We start from the raw sequence: 16740 nt of genomic DNA on the forward strand, positions 1-16740 counted from the left end.
TTTATCTTTCCTTATATTGTAATCGAGTCTTTCAAATTTTCAAGCGTCTTTTCGCCGATTCCTGAGACCTTTGTCAAATCTTCTACCGCGCGAAAACTGCCATTTTCTTCGCGGTATTTGATAATGTCGGCCGCCTTCTTCTCACCGATTCCTGTTAGCTGCTGCAATTCAGTCAGATCTGCTGTATTGATATTGATTTTTTCTGCTGTTCCTGAGCTCGTCGTTGTATTGCTTTTTCCTTGAGACACTTCACCAATCGCCGGAATAGCTTCACCGACTTTCGGCACGTAAATAATTTCTTGATCGGTTAATAATTTTGAGAAATTCACTTGATTCTGATCGGCCTCCGAGGTGAATCCACCGGCTAAATCGATCGCATCCATCAAACGCATCCCTTGAGTGATCCGGTACATTCCAGTTTTTTTGACCGCTCCTTTGACATCCACATACCATTCTTGTTTAGTAGTGTTGGTCGTTTCTTGGAACGTGCTTTCTGAGGTGGAAAACAATTCCGGAGCAGTCGTTTCCTCAGCTGGTGTCCGTAGCAAAAAGAATCCCATAAATAATCCAATAATAACGACAGGTATGCCAAGTAAGTAAGGATACTTTTTTAAGTAGTGCTTCATGATGACCTCCTTTTTATCAAAGTACGCAAAAAAAGTGTCAGACTGTTTTGCCTGGCACTCTTTCGTAAAAAAGGTTATTTCATTTTCGCTAAATAATCCAAAGCATCTTGCACTGTTTTAACAGGCACAATCTTCATGTCGGTATCTAGCTTCTTAGCCGCTGCCTTGGCTTCTTCGTAATTTGATTTGATGCCTGGCTGCGCTTTTTCCATTTCTTTCGTGATTTCGTCGTTAGGAGCAAAGAAAATTTTATTGTCGCTGGCTGCTGCACTGGCAACTTTTTTATCGATCCCGCCGATTCGTCCAACTTCTCCATCTGGGCTGATCGTACCAGTTCCAGCGATTTTCTCGCCATGACGTAGATCTTTTCCAGTCAATTGTTCATAGATTTCCAACGTGAACATTAACCCAGCAGATGGACCGCCAATATTGCCAGCGTCAACTTTGACCTTGTCCTGTGAGTCGATCTCGGTATGATCCGTCAAGGTGATCCCAATACCAGGCTTCTTATCCGTCGGCAGCTTGATCAATTTTTCTGTAGCTTCCTTGGTTTTACCGTCATGGACATAGGTTACTTTCATTTCTTGTCCAACCTTTTGCGATTTCACATATTTCATGAAATCTTCGCTGCTGGTAAAGGTTTTTCCATCTGCTTTAGTAACGGTATCGCCAACACTAATTTTATCTGCGAAATTAGAATTCTTTTCAACACCTAACACATAAACACCTTTATAAGTCATTTCATAAGGTTTATCTGCCAGTTTCAACGCTTGTTCGATGGCAAAATTTTGTGAAGTCTCCATATTGAATTTCTGGATTTGCATATATTCTGCGTCACTGGCCCCGCCGGTTAAATCATCAGCCGAAATAATCTCATGGAAGGGTTCAACTTTTGACTTCAAGGCCGTAAAGACCGTTGCTCGGCGAATTCCCACCGAAGTCAGGCTGAAGGAGCCTTTATGTTCATCTTCTTTGCCGTTGACAGTAATCAATTCCTTCAAATTGATCGTGTCTCCCGGCTCCTCGATATAATAAGGAATCGGCACGATTACGCAGGCAATTACTACCAATGCTAAAAATATTGCTACTAGACGTTTGACTAATTTATTGTTTTTCACTATTGATCACGCTTCTCTTCCAACACCCGATAAACTGCTTCAGGCAAGTATTCTTTGATATCCCCATTAAAGGTCCAAACTTCTTTAAGAATCGACGAACTAATGTGGCTGTATTTAGGATCCGCCAACAAAAAGACCGATTCTAAGGACGAATCAAGATGCTGATTCATTAAGGCGATTTCTTTTTCGTATTCATAATCTTTGACACTGCGGATGCCCCGTAACAAAAACTTGGCACCCAATTTTTCCGCCGCATTGACCGTCAGTTCACTTTCCTGGGCAAGCACACGGACATTGTGAAGATGCTGAACGGATTCCTTTACTACCGCCAGCTTTTCCTCTGGGGTGAAATAACTTTTCTTACTCGTATTCACGAAAACCCCGATGATCAACTCATCAAATAATTTCGCACCCCGTTCGATTGTATCTAAGTGCCCCATCGTCAAGGGATCAAAACTGCCGGGAAAAAGGGCAATTCGCTTCTCCGTCATTACTCTACCTCCCAATCATAAATCGTTACCGCAGTAATCCCATAATCTTGCCGCTTGCGTTCCTTCAGCTGACCGATGGCCTCAGGTAGCACAACTTCTTTATCCGTCTCGCAAACGACCGTTACACTCTCACTCAGCAACTGATGCTCGATCAACAGCTCAATCTGCTTGACGATCTCTTGCTTAGCATAGGGCGGGTCTAACAATACCAAATCAAATTTCAGCCCGCCAGCCGCTAATTGTTGGATAGCTTGATTGGCTGGCATTTTCATTAATTGAAAAGCCTCCGCTGTTTTAGTCATGGCGACATTTTCCCGGATAATCTCCATCGCACGGAAATTTTTTTCCACCAGCACTGCTTGATCCATGCCTCGTGAAACAGCTTCGATTCCCAATGATCCACTGCCAGAAAAAAGATCTAGCGCGACCCCGCCATCAAAATAGGGCCCAATCATATTAAAGATTGCCCCTTTCACTTTATCTGTCGTTGGCCGCGTATTGTTTCCCGCTAAAGTTTTCAATTTACGACCGCCGAATTCACCTGCAACCACTCGCATGACTTACCTGCCTCTTTCTGCATTAAAAATTTGTTCTCTCTATTATCAAAGAAAAAGATGAAAAATGTTTGAACAAATCAGACATTTTTCACCTTACTTAGACTGTTTCTGCTAATCGAATCTTTGTATTGGCTTCTACGACATCTAACTCATCGTCATCTTTCACTTGATAAGCGGCCTTTGTTCCGATTCGATCGGCGAAATTCATTTCGATATCTGGTCGGTACGAACGTTCGACTTGGCGTACAAAATGCAGTCCTTGCAGCTTTTCTTCCGTCTCTTCCACCAATTCTTCATTCACATACAAAACGACATACTTCATTTTACGTGAAACGAAATGGATCAAGCCAAAGCGTTTCAAGTTTTTTAATTGTTTAAGTGAATACACCCAAACAATGATTCCACGTCGTTTTTGCATCACAAATTCAGTATTATCCATGACAATTCCCCTTACAACTGCGATTCTCTGTTTCAAAAAAAGGATTTCCTGCATCCACCTTGATCTCTAAAGAAATCGTCTGGGCTAACCGTTGCCCAATCTCATCTAATAACTGTTGAAAATCAGTTTCCGCCAGTCGATAGCTAGCGACTTTTTCATTTAGATCCAATGCTCGCTTACTTAGCCGAACTTTTCGCTGTTGCTGACGATAATCTGGTGCGTATTCGCCGTATGCCGCGATTTGCTCAAACTTTTCTTTTTCCCGCTGAAAAACCTTTTTCAACTTTGCTACATCCTGGCAAGCATCCATTGCTTGCTTTGTCTGCAAATAATTTTTATAGCTTTGACTTGTCACTATACATTGAATCAATCGTTGATTCTGATCTTCTAATTGAAAAAACGCATCATTAATAATCAAGTTACTCACTATCCTTTGTTTTCTCTGGTTCCTGTATCAAGACTAGCACACTCTCTTGATTAAATGCAACGCCTAAGCTATTAGCATCGGGATCATCGTACAGCTCGTTTAAGCGATCTCGACTAATCCAATTAAACAAGCTAAAAAGAGGATCAACAGTCGGCGAATAAAACAAGCCGGAGATATAGTCAGTTTCCTCAGCTTTTGCCAGCTTTTTCAGTTCGGCTGGAGCTAGTTCAAAAGATAAATTACTTAAATGAGCGCTTTGATCAGTCTCCCACTCTTCCATCCGTTCTTGACTTAGAACTTTCTTCGGACTCGTTAAAAAAGTTTTTAACAGGTCTTTACTAGCAGTCATTGCGGTGCTACTTGTCTGGAAGACTGGCAGCTTATGCAACGTACGGTACTGATTGATCGATTCGATTAAGCGTGTCTGCTTTTGCTGATTCAGCACGTTCCAATCTAGATTGCTCTCTTGAATCCGATTTGCCAATGGATTGCCACTGTTGATCTGATAGGGCATTAAGCGTAACAGGTTTTCAATGTCTAAATAGGCTGCACCAATCAGTTTGTCACTATCCCCATTAAAAAAGAGGATCGCGAAGGTATCATTCTTAAATGCGATTAACGGTCGGTAACGCATATCATTTTCACTCAGCTCGATTACTACGGGTTCTTCATCGTAATCCAAAGCAAAATCAGCTGAGAGATTGATTTGTTCCGACAATTGCCGATTGGTCATGCCAAATTTAAAGGGTTCGAGTTCACCTTTTTGCGACATTACTTTAATCGTACTGACGTTTCCCGCTTCGACATTGACCTCAAGCATTCCTTGATCCAAAGAATAATAACGCGTTTGAAAGAAGAAGCCGCTGTCTTCTATTTTAGTCGGTTGTCCAAATGTTGCTTCAAATTTTCCAACCGGCTGCTTAATGTATTCAGCATAGCCCTCGGTTTCGATCGTCTGATGCTTCAACGCTTTGTGACGAACTGTTCGCTGATTTTGCTCGACTTTTTTAGTTTCCGTTGCTGGCGGAAAGAGTACTGGCTGTAAGTAATAACCAATCAATACAATTATCAAAATACATAGAAAACCAATCACTCTCTTCACACAACAACGCTCCTATTTTTCTTTTACTTCAATCAATAAATCGCCAGAGGTAATACTTTCGCCTTCTTCGACGTATAGATGTGAAACTTGGCCAGCAAAGCGAGCATCGATGGAGGTTTCCATTTTCATCGCTTCGGTAATCAATAAAGGTTGGCCTTTTTCGACATGATCCCCTTTAGCAACTAAAACCTTCAAGACAGAACCCGTCATGGTCGCGCCGATCTGTTCACGGTTCGTTGGTTCGACTTTGCGTTTGGTTTGAACAGCACTCTTAATCGAGGCATCCTTAACCGAAATCTCACGACGTTGACCATTTAAGTTGAAGAACAGTGTCCGATTGCCTTCGATGTCTGCTTCACCAATCTCATCTAAGCGAATGATCAAAACCTTGCCTTTTTCAATTTGAACATTAATCGTTTCGCCTAAACGCATTCCGCTGAAGAAGGTTGGTGTATCCAACAGCGTAACATCCGCAAATTGCGCGTACGTCTTTTGATAATCTAAGAAGACTTGTGGATACATCAAGTAGCTTAGAACATCCGTTTTACTTGGTTCAAAGCCAATCAATTCTTGTAATTCTTGTTTTACTTTTTCAAAATTCACCGGTTCAGCAAATTTCCCAGGACGTTCTTGCATCGCTGGACGGCCTTGCAAAATAATCTGTTGCAGTTTTTCAGGGAAGCCCCCAACCGGTTGGCCTAGTTCGCCTTGAAAGAAGCTGATGACTGATTCTGGATAGCTTAATTCATCGCCCCGATCATAGATAGCTTGTTCGGTCAGATCATTTTGTACCATGAACAATGCCATATCTCCCACGACCTTAGATGAAGGCGTCACTTTGACGATATCGCCGAACATCATGTTGACGGTATGATACATTTCCTTGATCTCATCCCATTTCTCACCTAAGCCAACTGCTTTAGCTTGTTGTTGGAGATTTGAGTATTGTCCACCAGGCATTTCGTGGTCATAGACTTCCGTTTGCGCAGCCATGATCCCATTTTCAAAGCTAGAGTAATAAGGACGAACATCTTCCCAATAATGATTTAACTGACGAACGTTTTTCAAATTCAAGTCAGGCGTACGATCACCGTATTGTAAAGCGTAGTACAAGCTGCTCATACTTGGCTGACTTGTTGCCCCACTCATTGCGCTTGTTGCTACATCAACAACATCCACACCGGCTTTAACCGCTGCTGAGAGAGTTAGAATACCATTACCGGCAGTATCATGGGTATGCAAATGGATTGGTAAGTCGGTTGTCTCTTTTAATTCACTGATTAGACGGAAAGCGGCTTGTGGTTTCAATAAGCCAGCCATGTCTTTAATCGCAATCATATGCGCTCCAAGAGCTTCCAGCTCCCGAGCCATGTCTTTGTAGTATTGAACATTGTATTTTGTCCGATTCGAATCTAGGATGTCTCCTGTGTAACAAATCGTTCCTTCAGCAAGCTTTCCAGCATCTCGAACGTATTGGATACTTTTTTCCATTTGCGGAATCCAGTTCAAACTATCAAAGATCCGGAAAACATCGATACCATTGTGGGCAGCCTCTTTAATGAATTCTTCCAACACATTATCTGGATAATTCGAATAGCCAACAGCATTCGATCCACGGAATAACATTTGTAGCAAGGTATTTGGCATGGCTTTTCTTAAAAGTTTCAGTCGTTTCCAAGGATCTTCGGTTAGGAAACGATAAGCGACATCAAAGGTCGCGCCGCCCCACATTTCACTAGAGAATAATTCTGGCATGCCTTCACCGGTAGCTTCGGCGACGTTCAATAGATCGTGAGTCCGTACCCGAGTAGCTAACAAGCTTTGATGAGCATCACGAAATGTCGTATCTGTCAGCAACACGTTTTCTTGCTCTTTGACCCATTTAGTCACCGCTTCAGGGCCTTGTTGATCTAAAATATTTTTAGCAGTCACAAGTTCGCGCTTCTCGATCTTCGGTTTCCGAGGCGTTTCAAAATAACGTTTATTCTGTTTCTCGATTCCTGGGAAGCCATTAACTGTAATCTCTGAAATATAGCGCATCGTTTTATTCCCACGGTCACGAACACGAGGAAAGTCAAATAATTCAGGTGTGTTATCAATAAAAGTCGTTTTTGCATCGCCACTTTGGAAAACAGGATGACTGATCACATTGTGCATGAATGGAATATTCGTCTTGACTCCGCGAATGCGAAATTCAATCAGGCAACGTTGCATCTTTTCAATCGCTTGATCAAAAGTCAGCGCATGGGTACACACTTTTACCAATAATGAATCGAAATAAGGCGTTACCGTCGCTCCGGCATAGGCATTTCCAACGTCCAAACGAACGCCAAAACCACCCGGTGAGCGATACGTATCGATTTTACCGGTATCTGGCATAAAGCCATTCAACGGATCTTCTGTCGTTACACGACATTGGATCGCAGCACCTGACATTTGAATCTTCGCTTGTTCAGGCAATCCGATCTCTTTGTGCAGGTCTTTGCCCTGTGCGATTAATAATTGCGAAGTCACGATATCGACACCAGTAATCAGCTCTGTAATGGTATGTTCCACCTGAACTCGCGGATTGACTTCGATAAAGTAGAAATGATCACCTTCAACTAAGAATTCAACTGTCCCAGCATTGACATAACCCACATGTTTCATCAATTGAACTGCTGCTTGGCAAATTTTTTCCCGTTGCTCCTCATTTAATGAAACACATGGCGCTACTTCGACGACTTTTTGATGACGACGTTGCACGGAACAATCCCGTTCAAATAAATGTAAGACATTGCCGTGTGTATCGCCTAAGATTTGAACTTCGATATGTTTCGGATTGGCAACATATTTTTCAACATAAATCTCATCATTACCAAATGCCGCTTTTGCTTCACTTTTCGCCCGCTCATAACCTTCACGAGCTTCCTTTTCATCATGAGCGACACGCATCCCGCGCCCGCCGCCGCCTAATGCAGCCTTGATCATAATTGGATAGCCGTGTGATTCAGCGAAGTCTAAGACGCCCTCAATTGTATCCACTGGACCATCGGAACCAGGAATTGACGGAATTCCTGCTTCTAACGCTGCCGTTTTCGCTTTAATCTTATCACCGAAAATATCTAAGTGATGCAGCTCTGGCCCAACAAAAATAAGACCTTCTTCACGACAACGTTTCGCAAATTCTAGATTTTCTGATAAAAAACCATAGCCGGGATGAATCGCGTCTACTTTTGCCTCTTTGGCTACCCGGATAATATCTTCAATATCAAGATAAGCATCGATCGGTTTTTTCCCTTTACCGACTAAATAGGCCTCATCTGATTTGAATCGGTGAACGGAATAGGCATCCTCTTCCGCAAAAATCGCTACCGTTTTAATCTTTAATTCGCTACAGGCACGAAACACCCGCGTCGCGATTTCTCCTCTATTTGCTACCAATACCTTTTTCATTCACTTCACTCCTGACTTTTCAAGTATTCATACTCAATCGCCAATTTCGTACGTTTTTCATCCGCACTGATATTCAATGCGAAAGCCACGCCGACTGACAATACAAGTAAGCTATTTCCCCCCTGACTTAAAAATGGGAACGTGATCCCAGTCAAAGGAATAATTCCTAAAATACCACCAAGATTAATAAAAACTTGTAATAACAACAAACTTCCAATTCCAATACAAATCAATGAATTGAAAGGTTTCTTCGAACGAATCCCAACCAAAAAGATGCGTGCGATCATAAAAATCAAAATTGCTAATATAACTAAAGCGCCGATCAAGCCAACTTCCTCCATTACAATCGAAAAGATAAAGTCGGTATGAGCTTCACTTAAAAAACCTTTTTTCTCAATACTATTACCTAAGCCGCGACCAAACCAGCCGCCATTAAACATGGCATAATAGCCGTTGACCATTTGGTGACCTTGATCCAATTCGTACTTAAAAGGATCTTTAAAACTCTCAAAACGGCTATAAATATATTGCAGCCTTTGGGGGAAAATACTGCCGCCAAAATGCGTCAGAAATTCAATCACTAAGAAACTGCCTGCGATTCCCACACCGCCGACGATCAAACTATAGACCCAGTTGACTCCGCTAGCTAAAAGTAAAATCAACGCCAGCAAAGTGATGATGGCCGCGTTTCCCATATCCGGTTGGACAGCCACCAAAAAGATCATGACGAAAACTAAAATCAATGGTCGTTTCATATCAGTCATGAAATTGTCTTGGATCGTTTCTTGCCGTTTCGACAAGATATAGGACAAGTACCAGACCACCATGATTTTTAAATATTCCGCCGGTTGCATACTGAACGCACCGATACGAATCCAACCTTTGGCCCCATTGACTTCTTTACCAACAAAAAAGACAACAATCAACAGTGCGAAAATTAAATACGTCGCAAAGATGATTAACTGCTGACTTTTTAGCACATCTGTTTTCATCTTGTACATCAAACTAATCGCGATCAAACTCAATACCCAGAAAATCCCTTGGTTCATTACCAAGCTAGTAGGATTGACATCGTTCGTAATCAATAAATAAGAGGTAGAACTATAAACAAAGATCAGACCGATAACAGTCAAGATCAAATAAGGAATCAAAATACTATAATCTAAAAAATGACGCTTCTTTATCTTCGTTGGCAAGAGTTAAGCCTCCCAGCCGGCATCCGTCAAATCCTGACGAGTTTCGTACAAATCCGTATATAAACGATTCAACTCTGCTTCTAATTCACTAAGCATCCGTTGACCTTCTCCTCGCTCTAAGATACCAACCTTTTCGGCGAAGAACACTTGTCGTGAGAAGCCATACATTTGTGTGTCTACAACTTCCTCAAACGCTTTACATTGAGAGATGCAAAGGCTGTTTGTTTGATTTCGAATCAATAGTTTGATTCGATCGGCATCCTCTTGCAATACTTTAACGGCAAAATCAGAAGAAATATTTTCCATTTTGCTTCCCTCCTAGTTTCTATTAATCCATTCACTTTTCTTTAAGTAAAAATGAACATGATGCCTGAAATAATCATTTTTAGCGCCGCTGATAAATTTTAAACAACCACTTAAAATCATTCTATTAGCATCCATTGATTTCCACATTATAACATAGAAAAAAATCAAAAAGGAGAAAAATCAGCGAGCCTTAGCTTTTTCTAAACTCTTCGTTCGGCTTTAGACTTTTACACAGCTCTAAAAATATTACACTAAGATTACAAACGAGAAAGCACCGCTGAAAACGCGAAAAAACGGTTTTTTTCGAAGTCGTTACTGTGAAACAAAGCTTGAATATGAAACATAACGTTTTTTTACCTTGATTGTCATGAAGTACGAATCCAAGCTACCTCCTGTCAAAGAATTTATTTTTCGAACCTCACGAAAAATAAATTTGATCCTCGTTACGCCTATCATTAAGCTAAACTGCTCCAACATTATTAATGCAGAAAAAATATTTTTCACTCTCCAACTATACAAACTGCGAAAAGCATAAGTGACAAAAAAAGACCGCACAATTAAGTGCAGTCTTAAAAAATATTATTCAGCCGCTACTTTACTTTTTTTAGCAGCTTTTTCACGTTCTGATTTATTTAGAATTTGTTTACGAAGACGAATGCTTTCTGGTGTAATTTCACAGAATTCATCGTCATTCAAGAATTCTAATGATTCTTCTAATGTCAAGATCCGTGGTTTTTTGATGACAGATGTTTGGTCTTTATTAGCTGAACGAACGTTAGTCATTTGTTTAGCTTTCGTAATATTGACACCTAAGTCTTTATCACGGCTATTTTCACCAACGATCATCCCTTCATAAATTTCTGTACCTGGTTCAACGAAGACAGTCCCACGTTCTTCAACGCTCATGATTGAGTACATCGTTGCTTTACCATTATCAACTGAAACCAACGCGCCGTTACGACGTCCGCCGATTACTCCTTGAATTCTTGGCAAGTATTGATCAAAGGTGTGGTTCATAATACCATACCCACGAGTCATTGATAAGAATTCAGTAGTGAATCCGATCAAGCCACGAGCTGGAGCTAAGAAGACTAAACGAATTTGACCATTACCAGAGTGAATCATGTCTTGCATTTCAGCTTTACGTTGACCCAAGGCTTCGATCACACTACCCATGTATTCTTCTGGTGTATCGATTTGAACACGTTCAAACGGTTCGCATCTCACACCGTCAACCATTCGCTCAATTACTTCTGGACGAGATACTTGTAATTCGTAGCCTTCACGACGCATGTTTTCGATCAAGATCGACAAATGCAATTCGCCACGACCAGAAACAGTCCAAGCATCAGGTGAATCCGTGTTTTCAACCCGAAGAGAAACGTCGGTGTGTAGTTCTGACATCAAACGTTCTTCGATCTTACGTGAAGTCACGTATTTACCTTCGCGGCCAGCAAACGGTGAATTATTAACTAAGAAAGTCATTTGTAAAGTTGGTTCATCAATGTGCAGAATTGGCAAAGCATCTTGATGATCAACTGGTGTAACTGTTTCACCAACGAAGATATCTTCCATTCCTGAAACGGCAATCAAATCGCCTGCTTTTGCTTCTTGGACTTCCAAACGTTGTAAGCCGAAGAAACCAAAGATTTTTGTTACGCGGAAGTTTTTAATTGATCCGTCAAGCTTCATAACTGAAACTTGGTCGCCAACTTTCATTTTTCCACGGAAGACACGGCCGATCCCGATACGTCCAACATAGTCATTGTAATCTAACAATGATACTTGGAATTGTAATGGTTCGTCACTGTTATCAACTGGAGCAGGAATTTTTTCAACGATTGTATCAAAAATTGGTGCCATTGTTGCTTCTTGTTCTGCTGGATCGTCAGACAAGCTAGATGTTCCGTTGATTGCTGAAGCGTAGATCACTGGGAAATCTAATTGATCATCATCAGCGCCTAATTCGATAAATAATTCTAAGACTTCATCAACCACTTCTTCTGGGCGAGCAGAAGGTTTGTCGATTTTATTTACAACTACAATCGGTGTCAAATGTTGTTCCAACGCTTTTTTCAATACGAAACGTGTTTGCGGCATCGTACCTTCATAAGCATCGACAACTAATAACACACCATCAACCATTTTCATGATCCGTTCCACTTCACCACCGAAATCGGCATGCCCTGGAGTGTCCATGATATTGATTTTGTAATCTTTATAGTTTACAGCCGTATTTTTAGCTAAGATCGTGATTCCACGTTCTTTTTCTAATGCATTTGAATCCATTGCCCGTTCTTGTAACTGAACATGGCTATCAAGGGTATCAGATTGCTTTAACATTTCATCAACTAATGTTGTTTTACCATGGTCGACGTGGGCGATAATTGCCACGTTGCGAATATCTTCTCTGTAGTTCAATTTAATTGCTCCTTTTCTTGTAACGCGAGACTCACTCGATTGACAATTATAGCAGAAAATCCGAGAGAGTGTTAGTAAAACATTTTCATTTTTTCAGAAAAATTGTTTTCTTAATGTTTTTCCTTGTCAAAGGCTTGAATTTGGTTCATTACGGCCGAAGTTGCCCCAATAAAAAACTCGCGTCCTTGAAAGCTTAATGGTTGCCCTTCAGCGCCAGAAAATGGCAAGCCTAGCTGTTTCATCATAATACTTCCCGCCGCGTAGTCCCAAGGGCTTAGCATGCTGATATAGCCAATCTGAGTCCCTTTTAAGATCGCGATCAGATCCAGTCCGGCACAACCTAACACTCGTACGCCCATGGTTTGATTCCCGATCTCTTGGGCATGATTGATATTTTTACGATAAAGCGCTAAATTCATCCCGATCAAACCTTCACCTAAAGAACGATTTTCCGGTGGAGAAAGTTCTTCATTATTATAGAAAACTTTGCCGACTTTTGGTCCGCCCCAAAATAATTCATCCCGGATTACATCATAGATAAAACCTAATTGACCTACGCCATTTTCATAAACCGCGATCATAATACAGAAATTCTCTCGCTGCATGACAAAGTTCAACGTCCCGTCGATTGGATCAATCACAAAGACCCGTCCTTGATCGATTGGCGTTTGATCCTGACCATTCTCTTCACCTAAAATTTTGGCAGCCGGATCAAATGCAGTGATTTTACTAACGATAAACGCTTGGGTCTCTTTATCAACGTTCGTCACAAGATCCGTCCGCCCACTTTTTTGATCGACCTTCAAAGCATCTCCTAAGCCAGCTTTGACTCGCTCCGCTGCCTCATAAATCCAACTAATAATTTCTTTTTCCACCGTAATTATCCTCCTGACTTCCAATTTATAGTTTAAAACACATTTACGCTTTAAAACGCTTCGCAGTGGCTGCTTTCGCCTGTTGCAGCGTTCGATAGATAGAATAGTCACTGACTGCTTCAAACTCGCGTCCAATACGTTTTTCTTCACCGATACTTTTGACGACCGTTTTAAATTTTTTGTAGCCGTTTAAAAAGGCTTCAGTATCTGTGCCGCTTTCATTTGCTTCTTCTACTAGATTAAAAAACCGAATCACCGTCGTAATCTCTTCATGTGTCCAATCTTCGTCAATCGGATAACCGTAATTTGCCATTGATCCCCACTCCATTCAAACGTTAGTTTACCATAGAATGGGACTAGCGTTTGTTCAAAACCATTTAAGAAATTACTTCTTGCGGAAAAGGTAGTCCGTTTTATCTTTTCCGTAATCTCGCGTAATACACGGCAAGGATTTCCGACAGCAATCACACTTTCAGGCAAACTTTTCGTAACGACACTACCTGAGCCAACGATCGTATTTTTGCCGATCGTCACCCCTTGATTGATCGTGACATTCGCCCCAAGCCACACATCATCACCAATCGTGACATTTTTTGAATAGCAGCCGCCTGCCGCCTGCTCCGTCGCGTCTATCGCATGATTGGTAGTAAAAATCCCAACTCGCGGCCCAAACAGCACATCATCGCCGATAAAAATCTCGCCGCCATCTAAAAGAATACAGTCAAAATTAGCGTAGAAGCGATCGCCAATATGAATGTTTTTGCCGAATTCACAACGAAAGTCTGGTTCAAAAAAAATCGTCTCTCCCACCGAACCAAGCAGATCATTCAGTACCGCCATTCTTTTCTCCTCGTCTTCACCATACAATCGATTGTATTGCTGCGTCAATTTAACGGCTCGTTGCCGCGCTCTCATAAAAACGGTGGCTAAATCATTATACATCTCTCCTGATTTTGAAGCTTCGAACCCTAGTAATTCATTCATGCGCTCACTCCTAATCTACTACTAACTCTTTTAAAATTTAGTATAAAAGAAAAGACCGCAGACTTCATCCAATAACTGGACTTTGCCTGCAGTCTTTTTCATACTTTAGTTAAATATGGATTGGTAACCCTAAAGCTAATTCAGAAGCGTCCATCACGATTTCACCTAATGATGGATGTGGATGAATCGTCAAGGCGATATCTTCGGCATTCATGCCTGATTCGATTGCTAAGGCCAATTCAGAGACCATATCACTAGCACCGACACCAGCGATTTGTGCGCCGATAATAACATTATCCTCTACTGTTGTCACCAAACGGATGAAGCCCTCTGTCTTACCTAACGATAACGCACGACCGTTACCAGAGAATGGAAATTTGAAGGCTTTCGCTTCTAACCCAGCTTCTTTCGCGTCTTTGATAGTCATACCTACTGAAGCCAATTCTGGATCAGTGAAGGCTACGGCTGGCATTGCTTTATAATCTACTGCAACTTTTTTACCTGAGATCGCTTCAGCAGCAATTTTTGCTTCGTAGCTAGCTTTATGGGCCAAAGCTGCACCTGGCACGATATCACCAATTGCATAAATACTTGATACATTAGTCCGACCTTGTTTGTCTACTTTAATCAAACCACGATCAGTCAGTTCGACACCAGCTTGTTCTAAGCCCATGTCGTTTGTGTTTGGACGACGACCAACCGTTACCATTACATAGTCAGCATCGATTGTTTCTTCTTTACCATCCACTTCGTAAAGAACCGTTACGCTGTCACCGTTGTCAACTGCTTCACGGGCCATCGCCGAAGTAATGACTTTGATTCCTTTATTCTTGAAATCTTTTTCGACTAATTGAACCATGTCTTTTTCATAAGTTGGTAAAATTTGTGGCGTTCCTTCAACAATCGTCACTTCAGCGCCTAAGTTAGCGTACGCACTACCTAATTCAGCACCGATAACGCCACCGCCGATAATGACAAATTTTTCAGGAACTTTTTTCAAGGCTAAACCGCCAGTCGAATCTAAGACACGTCCGCCGAATTTAAAACCTGGGATTTCGATTGGGCGTGAACCCGTTGCTACAATTGCATTATTGAAGGAATACGTTTGTGCCGAATCCGGATGAATCACGCGCAAATTTTTATCGTCAACGAAAAAGGCTTCCCCTTCGATGATCTCTACTTTGTGCTTCTTCAATAAAAATTTAACGCCAGAAGTTAATTTATTCACGACGCCATTTTCTTTCCAGTCTTGAGTCTTGGCAAAATCAAGCGTAACCTTTTCGCTGCTGACGCCAAACATTTCAGAGTCCAACGCGTCATGATAATGGTGTCCAGCAGAAATCAAGGCCTTAGAAGGAACACAGCCGACGTTTAAACAAACGCCGCCAATGTATTCTCGTTCGATGATCGCTACCTTTTGTCCCATTTCTGCGGCGCGGATGGCAGCTACATAGCCACCAGGTCCCGCTCCGATTACAACTGTATCTAATTCAATGGCAAAATCTCCTACTACCATGATCTTATCATCCTTCCATTAATAATAATTCTGGATCAGCTAATAAACGTTTGATATTGTTCATAGCTTTTTGCGCTGTCGCGCCATCAACGATGCGATGGTCGAAGCTTAATGAAAGTTTCATTACACGGCCAACCGCTAGTTCGCCTTCGTCATTGACAATTGGTTGTTGCGCGATCGTTCCAACACCCAGGATGGCAACCTCAGGGTAGTTGATAACGGGTGTAAACCAGCCGCCGCCAACAGAACCAATATTTGAAATAGTGATCGTGCCATTACGCATGTCATCGCCAGATAATTTACCATCATGCGCCAACGCGGCTTTTTCATTAATTTCATCAGCGATTTTAAACATGCCTTTGGTATCAGCGTTTTTCACGTTTGGTACATATAACCCATGATCCGTATCAGTTGCGATACCGATATTGTAATAATTTTTATAAACGATCTCTTGGGCTGCGTCATCAATCGAAGCATTCAAGACTGGGAATTTCTTGACTGTTGCAGTCAAAGCTTTTACGACGTAAGGCAAGAACGTTAATTTCGTTCCGTTATCCAATGCGACTTGTTTGAATTTCTTACGATGATCCCAAAGTTTAGAAACCTCTACTTCGTCATGTAACGTGACATGTGGAGCAGTGTGTTTGCTATTAACCATTGCTTTAGCAATTGCTTTACGGGTTGGTGTCAACTTCTCACGAGTTTCCATTTCGCCCATGTTTGAAGTAAATGGTTGCGCAGGTTTTTCTGCTTTTGCAGATGATGAGCTTGAAGCTGAAGCTGCCGTATCAGTTGATTTGTCTTCTGATTTCGCTGGCGCTGCTTGTCCACCACCGGAAACAAATGCATCAATATCTTCTTTTACTATGCGTCCGCCTTTACCAGTTGCTGTGACTTGAGAGATATCTACGTCTTTTTCACGAGCATATTGACGAACAGAAGGCATTGCTAAGACTCGTTTATCTGGATTGCTTGATTCAACAACTGAAGCATCTGCTTTGGTTTCTGTTTTAGGCGCTTCCGCAGGTGTAGCTGATTCAGTTGAAGCAGCCGAATCATTATGTCCCGGTGCGTCAATTTCAACTAAAACATCGCCAACGTTTGCGACTGTGCCTTCATCCACGATGATTTTTTTGATTGTTCCAGTTACGGGAGATGGAATTTCTTCCACTGATTTATCATTTTGAACTTCTAATAAAGTATCGTCTTCTTCAATTGTATCACCAGCTTTGACGAACCATTTAACG

The 16740-nt window shown here is 41.6% G+C and carries 16 protein-coding genes; all 16 read right to left on the bottom strand.

Annotated elements, in window-relative coordinates; genetic code table 11:
• Positions 1-11: 11 nt before the first annotated feature.
• Positions 12-626, bottom strand: a complete 615-nt coding sequence (locus RV00_RS04590; protein WP_071861423.1) for a helix-hairpin-helix domain-containing protein — start codon at positions 624-626, stop codon at positions 12-14.
• Positions 627-700: 74 nt separating this feature from the next.
• Positions 701-1744, bottom strand: a complete 1044-nt coding sequence (locus RV00_RS04595; RefSeq protein WP_071861424.1) for a SepM family pheromone-processing serine protease — start codon at positions 1742-1744, stop codon at positions 701-703.
• On the bottom strand, positions 1744-2235 hold the full coding sequence (gene coaD / locus RV00_RS04600) for a pantetheine-phosphate adenylyltransferase (protein WP_071861425.1): 492 nt from the start codon (positions 2233-2235) through the stop codon (positions 1744-1746). The genes RV00_RS04595 and coaD overlap by 1 nt, the downstream gene beginning before the upstream one ends.
• Positions 2235-2792 (bottom strand): 16S rRNA (guanine(966)-N(2))-methyltransferase RsmD, encoded by a 558-nt coding sequence (rsmD, locus tag RV00_RS04605; protein WP_071861426.1) that lies wholly within the window; start codon positions 2790-2792, stop codon positions 2235-2237. Before rsmD ends, coaD begins: the two co-directional genes overlap by 1 nt.
• 97 nt (positions 2793-2889) lie before the next feature.
• Positions 2890-3237: a YlbG family protein gene (locus RV00_RS04610; RefSeq protein ID WP_174784454.1), complete on the bottom strand. Its 348-nt coding sequence runs from the start codon at positions 3235-3237 to the stop codon at positions 2890-2892.
• On the bottom strand, positions 3224-3649 hold the full coding sequence (locus RV00_RS04615) for a YlbF/YmcA family competence regulator (RefSeq protein WP_071861428.1): 426 nt from the start codon (positions 3647-3649) through the stop codon (positions 3224-3226). The genes RV00_RS04610 and RV00_RS04615 overlap by 14 nt, the downstream gene beginning before the upstream one ends.
• Position 3650: 1 nt before the next feature.
• Positions 3651-4760, bottom strand: a complete 1110-nt coding sequence (locus tag RV00_RS04620) for a CAP-associated domain-containing protein (RefSeq protein ID WP_071861429.1) — start codon at positions 4758-4760, stop codon at positions 3651-3653.
• Positions 4761-4772: 12 nt separating this feature from the next.
• The gene (locus RV00_RS04625; RefSeq protein ID WP_071861430.1) at positions 4773-8195 is read right to left on the bottom strand and encodes a pyruvate carboxylase; all 3423 of its coding nucleotides are present in this window, start codon (positions 8193-8195) and stop codon (positions 4773-4775) included.
• Between the two features lie 5 nt (positions 8196-8200).
• Complete coding sequence (locus RV00_RS04630; protein ID WP_071861431.1) at positions 8201-9391, bottom strand: FtsW/RodA/SpoVE family cell cycle protein; 1191 nt, start codon at positions 9389-9391, stop codon at positions 8201-8203.
• Between the two features lie 3 nt (positions 9392-9394).
• Positions 9395-9697: an Fpa/YlaN family protein gene (locus RV00_RS04635; protein ID WP_071861432.1), complete on the bottom strand. Its 303-nt coding sequence runs from the start codon at positions 9695-9697 to the stop codon at positions 9395-9397.
• Positions 9698-10276: 579 nt separating this feature from the next.
• Complete coding sequence (typA, locus tag RV00_RS04640) at positions 10277-12118, bottom strand: translational GTPase TypA (protein ID WP_071861433.1); 1842 nt, start codon at positions 12116-12118, stop codon at positions 10277-10279.
• A gap of 110 nt (positions 12119-12228) precedes the next feature.
• Positions 12229-12993 (bottom strand): inositol monophosphatase family protein, encoded by a 765-nt coding sequence (locus RV00_RS04645; RefSeq protein ID WP_071861434.1) that lies wholly within the window; start codon positions 12991-12993, stop codon positions 12229-12231.
• Between the two features lie 43 nt (positions 12994-13036).
• Entirely contained in the window at positions 13037-13306 is a 270-nt protein-coding gene (locus RV00_RS04650; protein WP_071861435.1) for a UPF0223 family protein, read from the bottom strand.
• Positions 13246-13977 (bottom strand): sugar O-acetyltransferase, encoded by a 732-nt coding sequence (locus tag RV00_RS04655; protein ID WP_071861436.1) that lies wholly within the window; start codon positions 13975-13977, stop codon positions 13246-13248. Before RV00_RS04655 ends, RV00_RS04650 begins: the two co-directional genes overlap by 61 nt.
• 109 nt (positions 13978-14086) lie before the next feature.
• Positions 14087-15493, bottom strand: coding sequence for a dihydrolipoyl dehydrogenase (lpdA, locus tag RV00_RS04660; protein WP_071861437.1), 1407 nt, complete (start codon positions 15491-15493; stop codon positions 14087-14089).
• Positions 15494-15500: 7 nt separating this feature from the next.
• Positions 15501-16740 (bottom strand): 2-oxo acid dehydrogenase subunit E2 (locus RV00_RS04665; RefSeq protein WP_071861438.1); only part of this gene is annotated, 1240 nt, incomplete at its 5' end.

Source organism: Enterococcus devriesei (assembly GCF_001885905.1).
GTDB classification, from domain to species: domain Bacteria; phylum Bacillota; class Bacilli; order Lactobacillales; family Enterococcaceae; genus Enterococcus_A; species Enterococcus_A devriesei.

What these genes read in the sequence shown, in the direction of transcription:
- RV00_RS04590 (WP_071861423.1), bottom strand. Translation starts at nt 626, where the DNA reads ATGAAGCACTACTTAAAAAAGTATCCTTACTTACTTGGCATACCTGTC.
- coaD (WP_071861425.1), bottom strand. Translation starts at nt 2,235, where the DNA reads ATGACGGAGAAGCGAATTGCCCTTTTTCCCGGCAGTTTTGATCCCTTG.
- rsmD (WP_071861426.1), bottom strand. Translation starts at nt 2,792, where the DNA reads ATGCGAGTGGTTGCAGGTGAATTCGGCGGTCGTAAATTGAAAACTTTA.
- RV00_RS04625 (WP_071861430.1), bottom strand. Translation starts at nt 8,195, where the DNA reads ATGAAAAAGGTATTGGTAGCAAATAGAGGAGAAATCGCGACGCGGGTG.
- RV00_RS04635 (WP_071861432.1), bottom strand. Translation starts at nt 9,697, where the DNA reads ATGGAAAATATTTCTTCTGATTTTGCCGTTAAAGTATTGCAAGAGGAT.
- RV00_RS04650 (WP_071861435.1), bottom strand. Translation starts at nt 13,306, where the DNA reads ATGGCAAATTACGGTTATCCGATTGACGAAGATTGGACACATGAAGAG.
- RV00_RS04655 (WP_071861436.1), bottom strand. Translation starts at nt 13,977, where the DNA reads ATGAATGAATTACTAGGGTTCGAAGCTTCAAAATCAGGAGAGATGTAT.
- lpdA (WP_071861437.1), bottom strand. Translation starts at nt 15,493, where the DNA reads ATGGTAGTAGGAGATTTTGCCATTGAATTAGATACAGTTGTAATCGGA.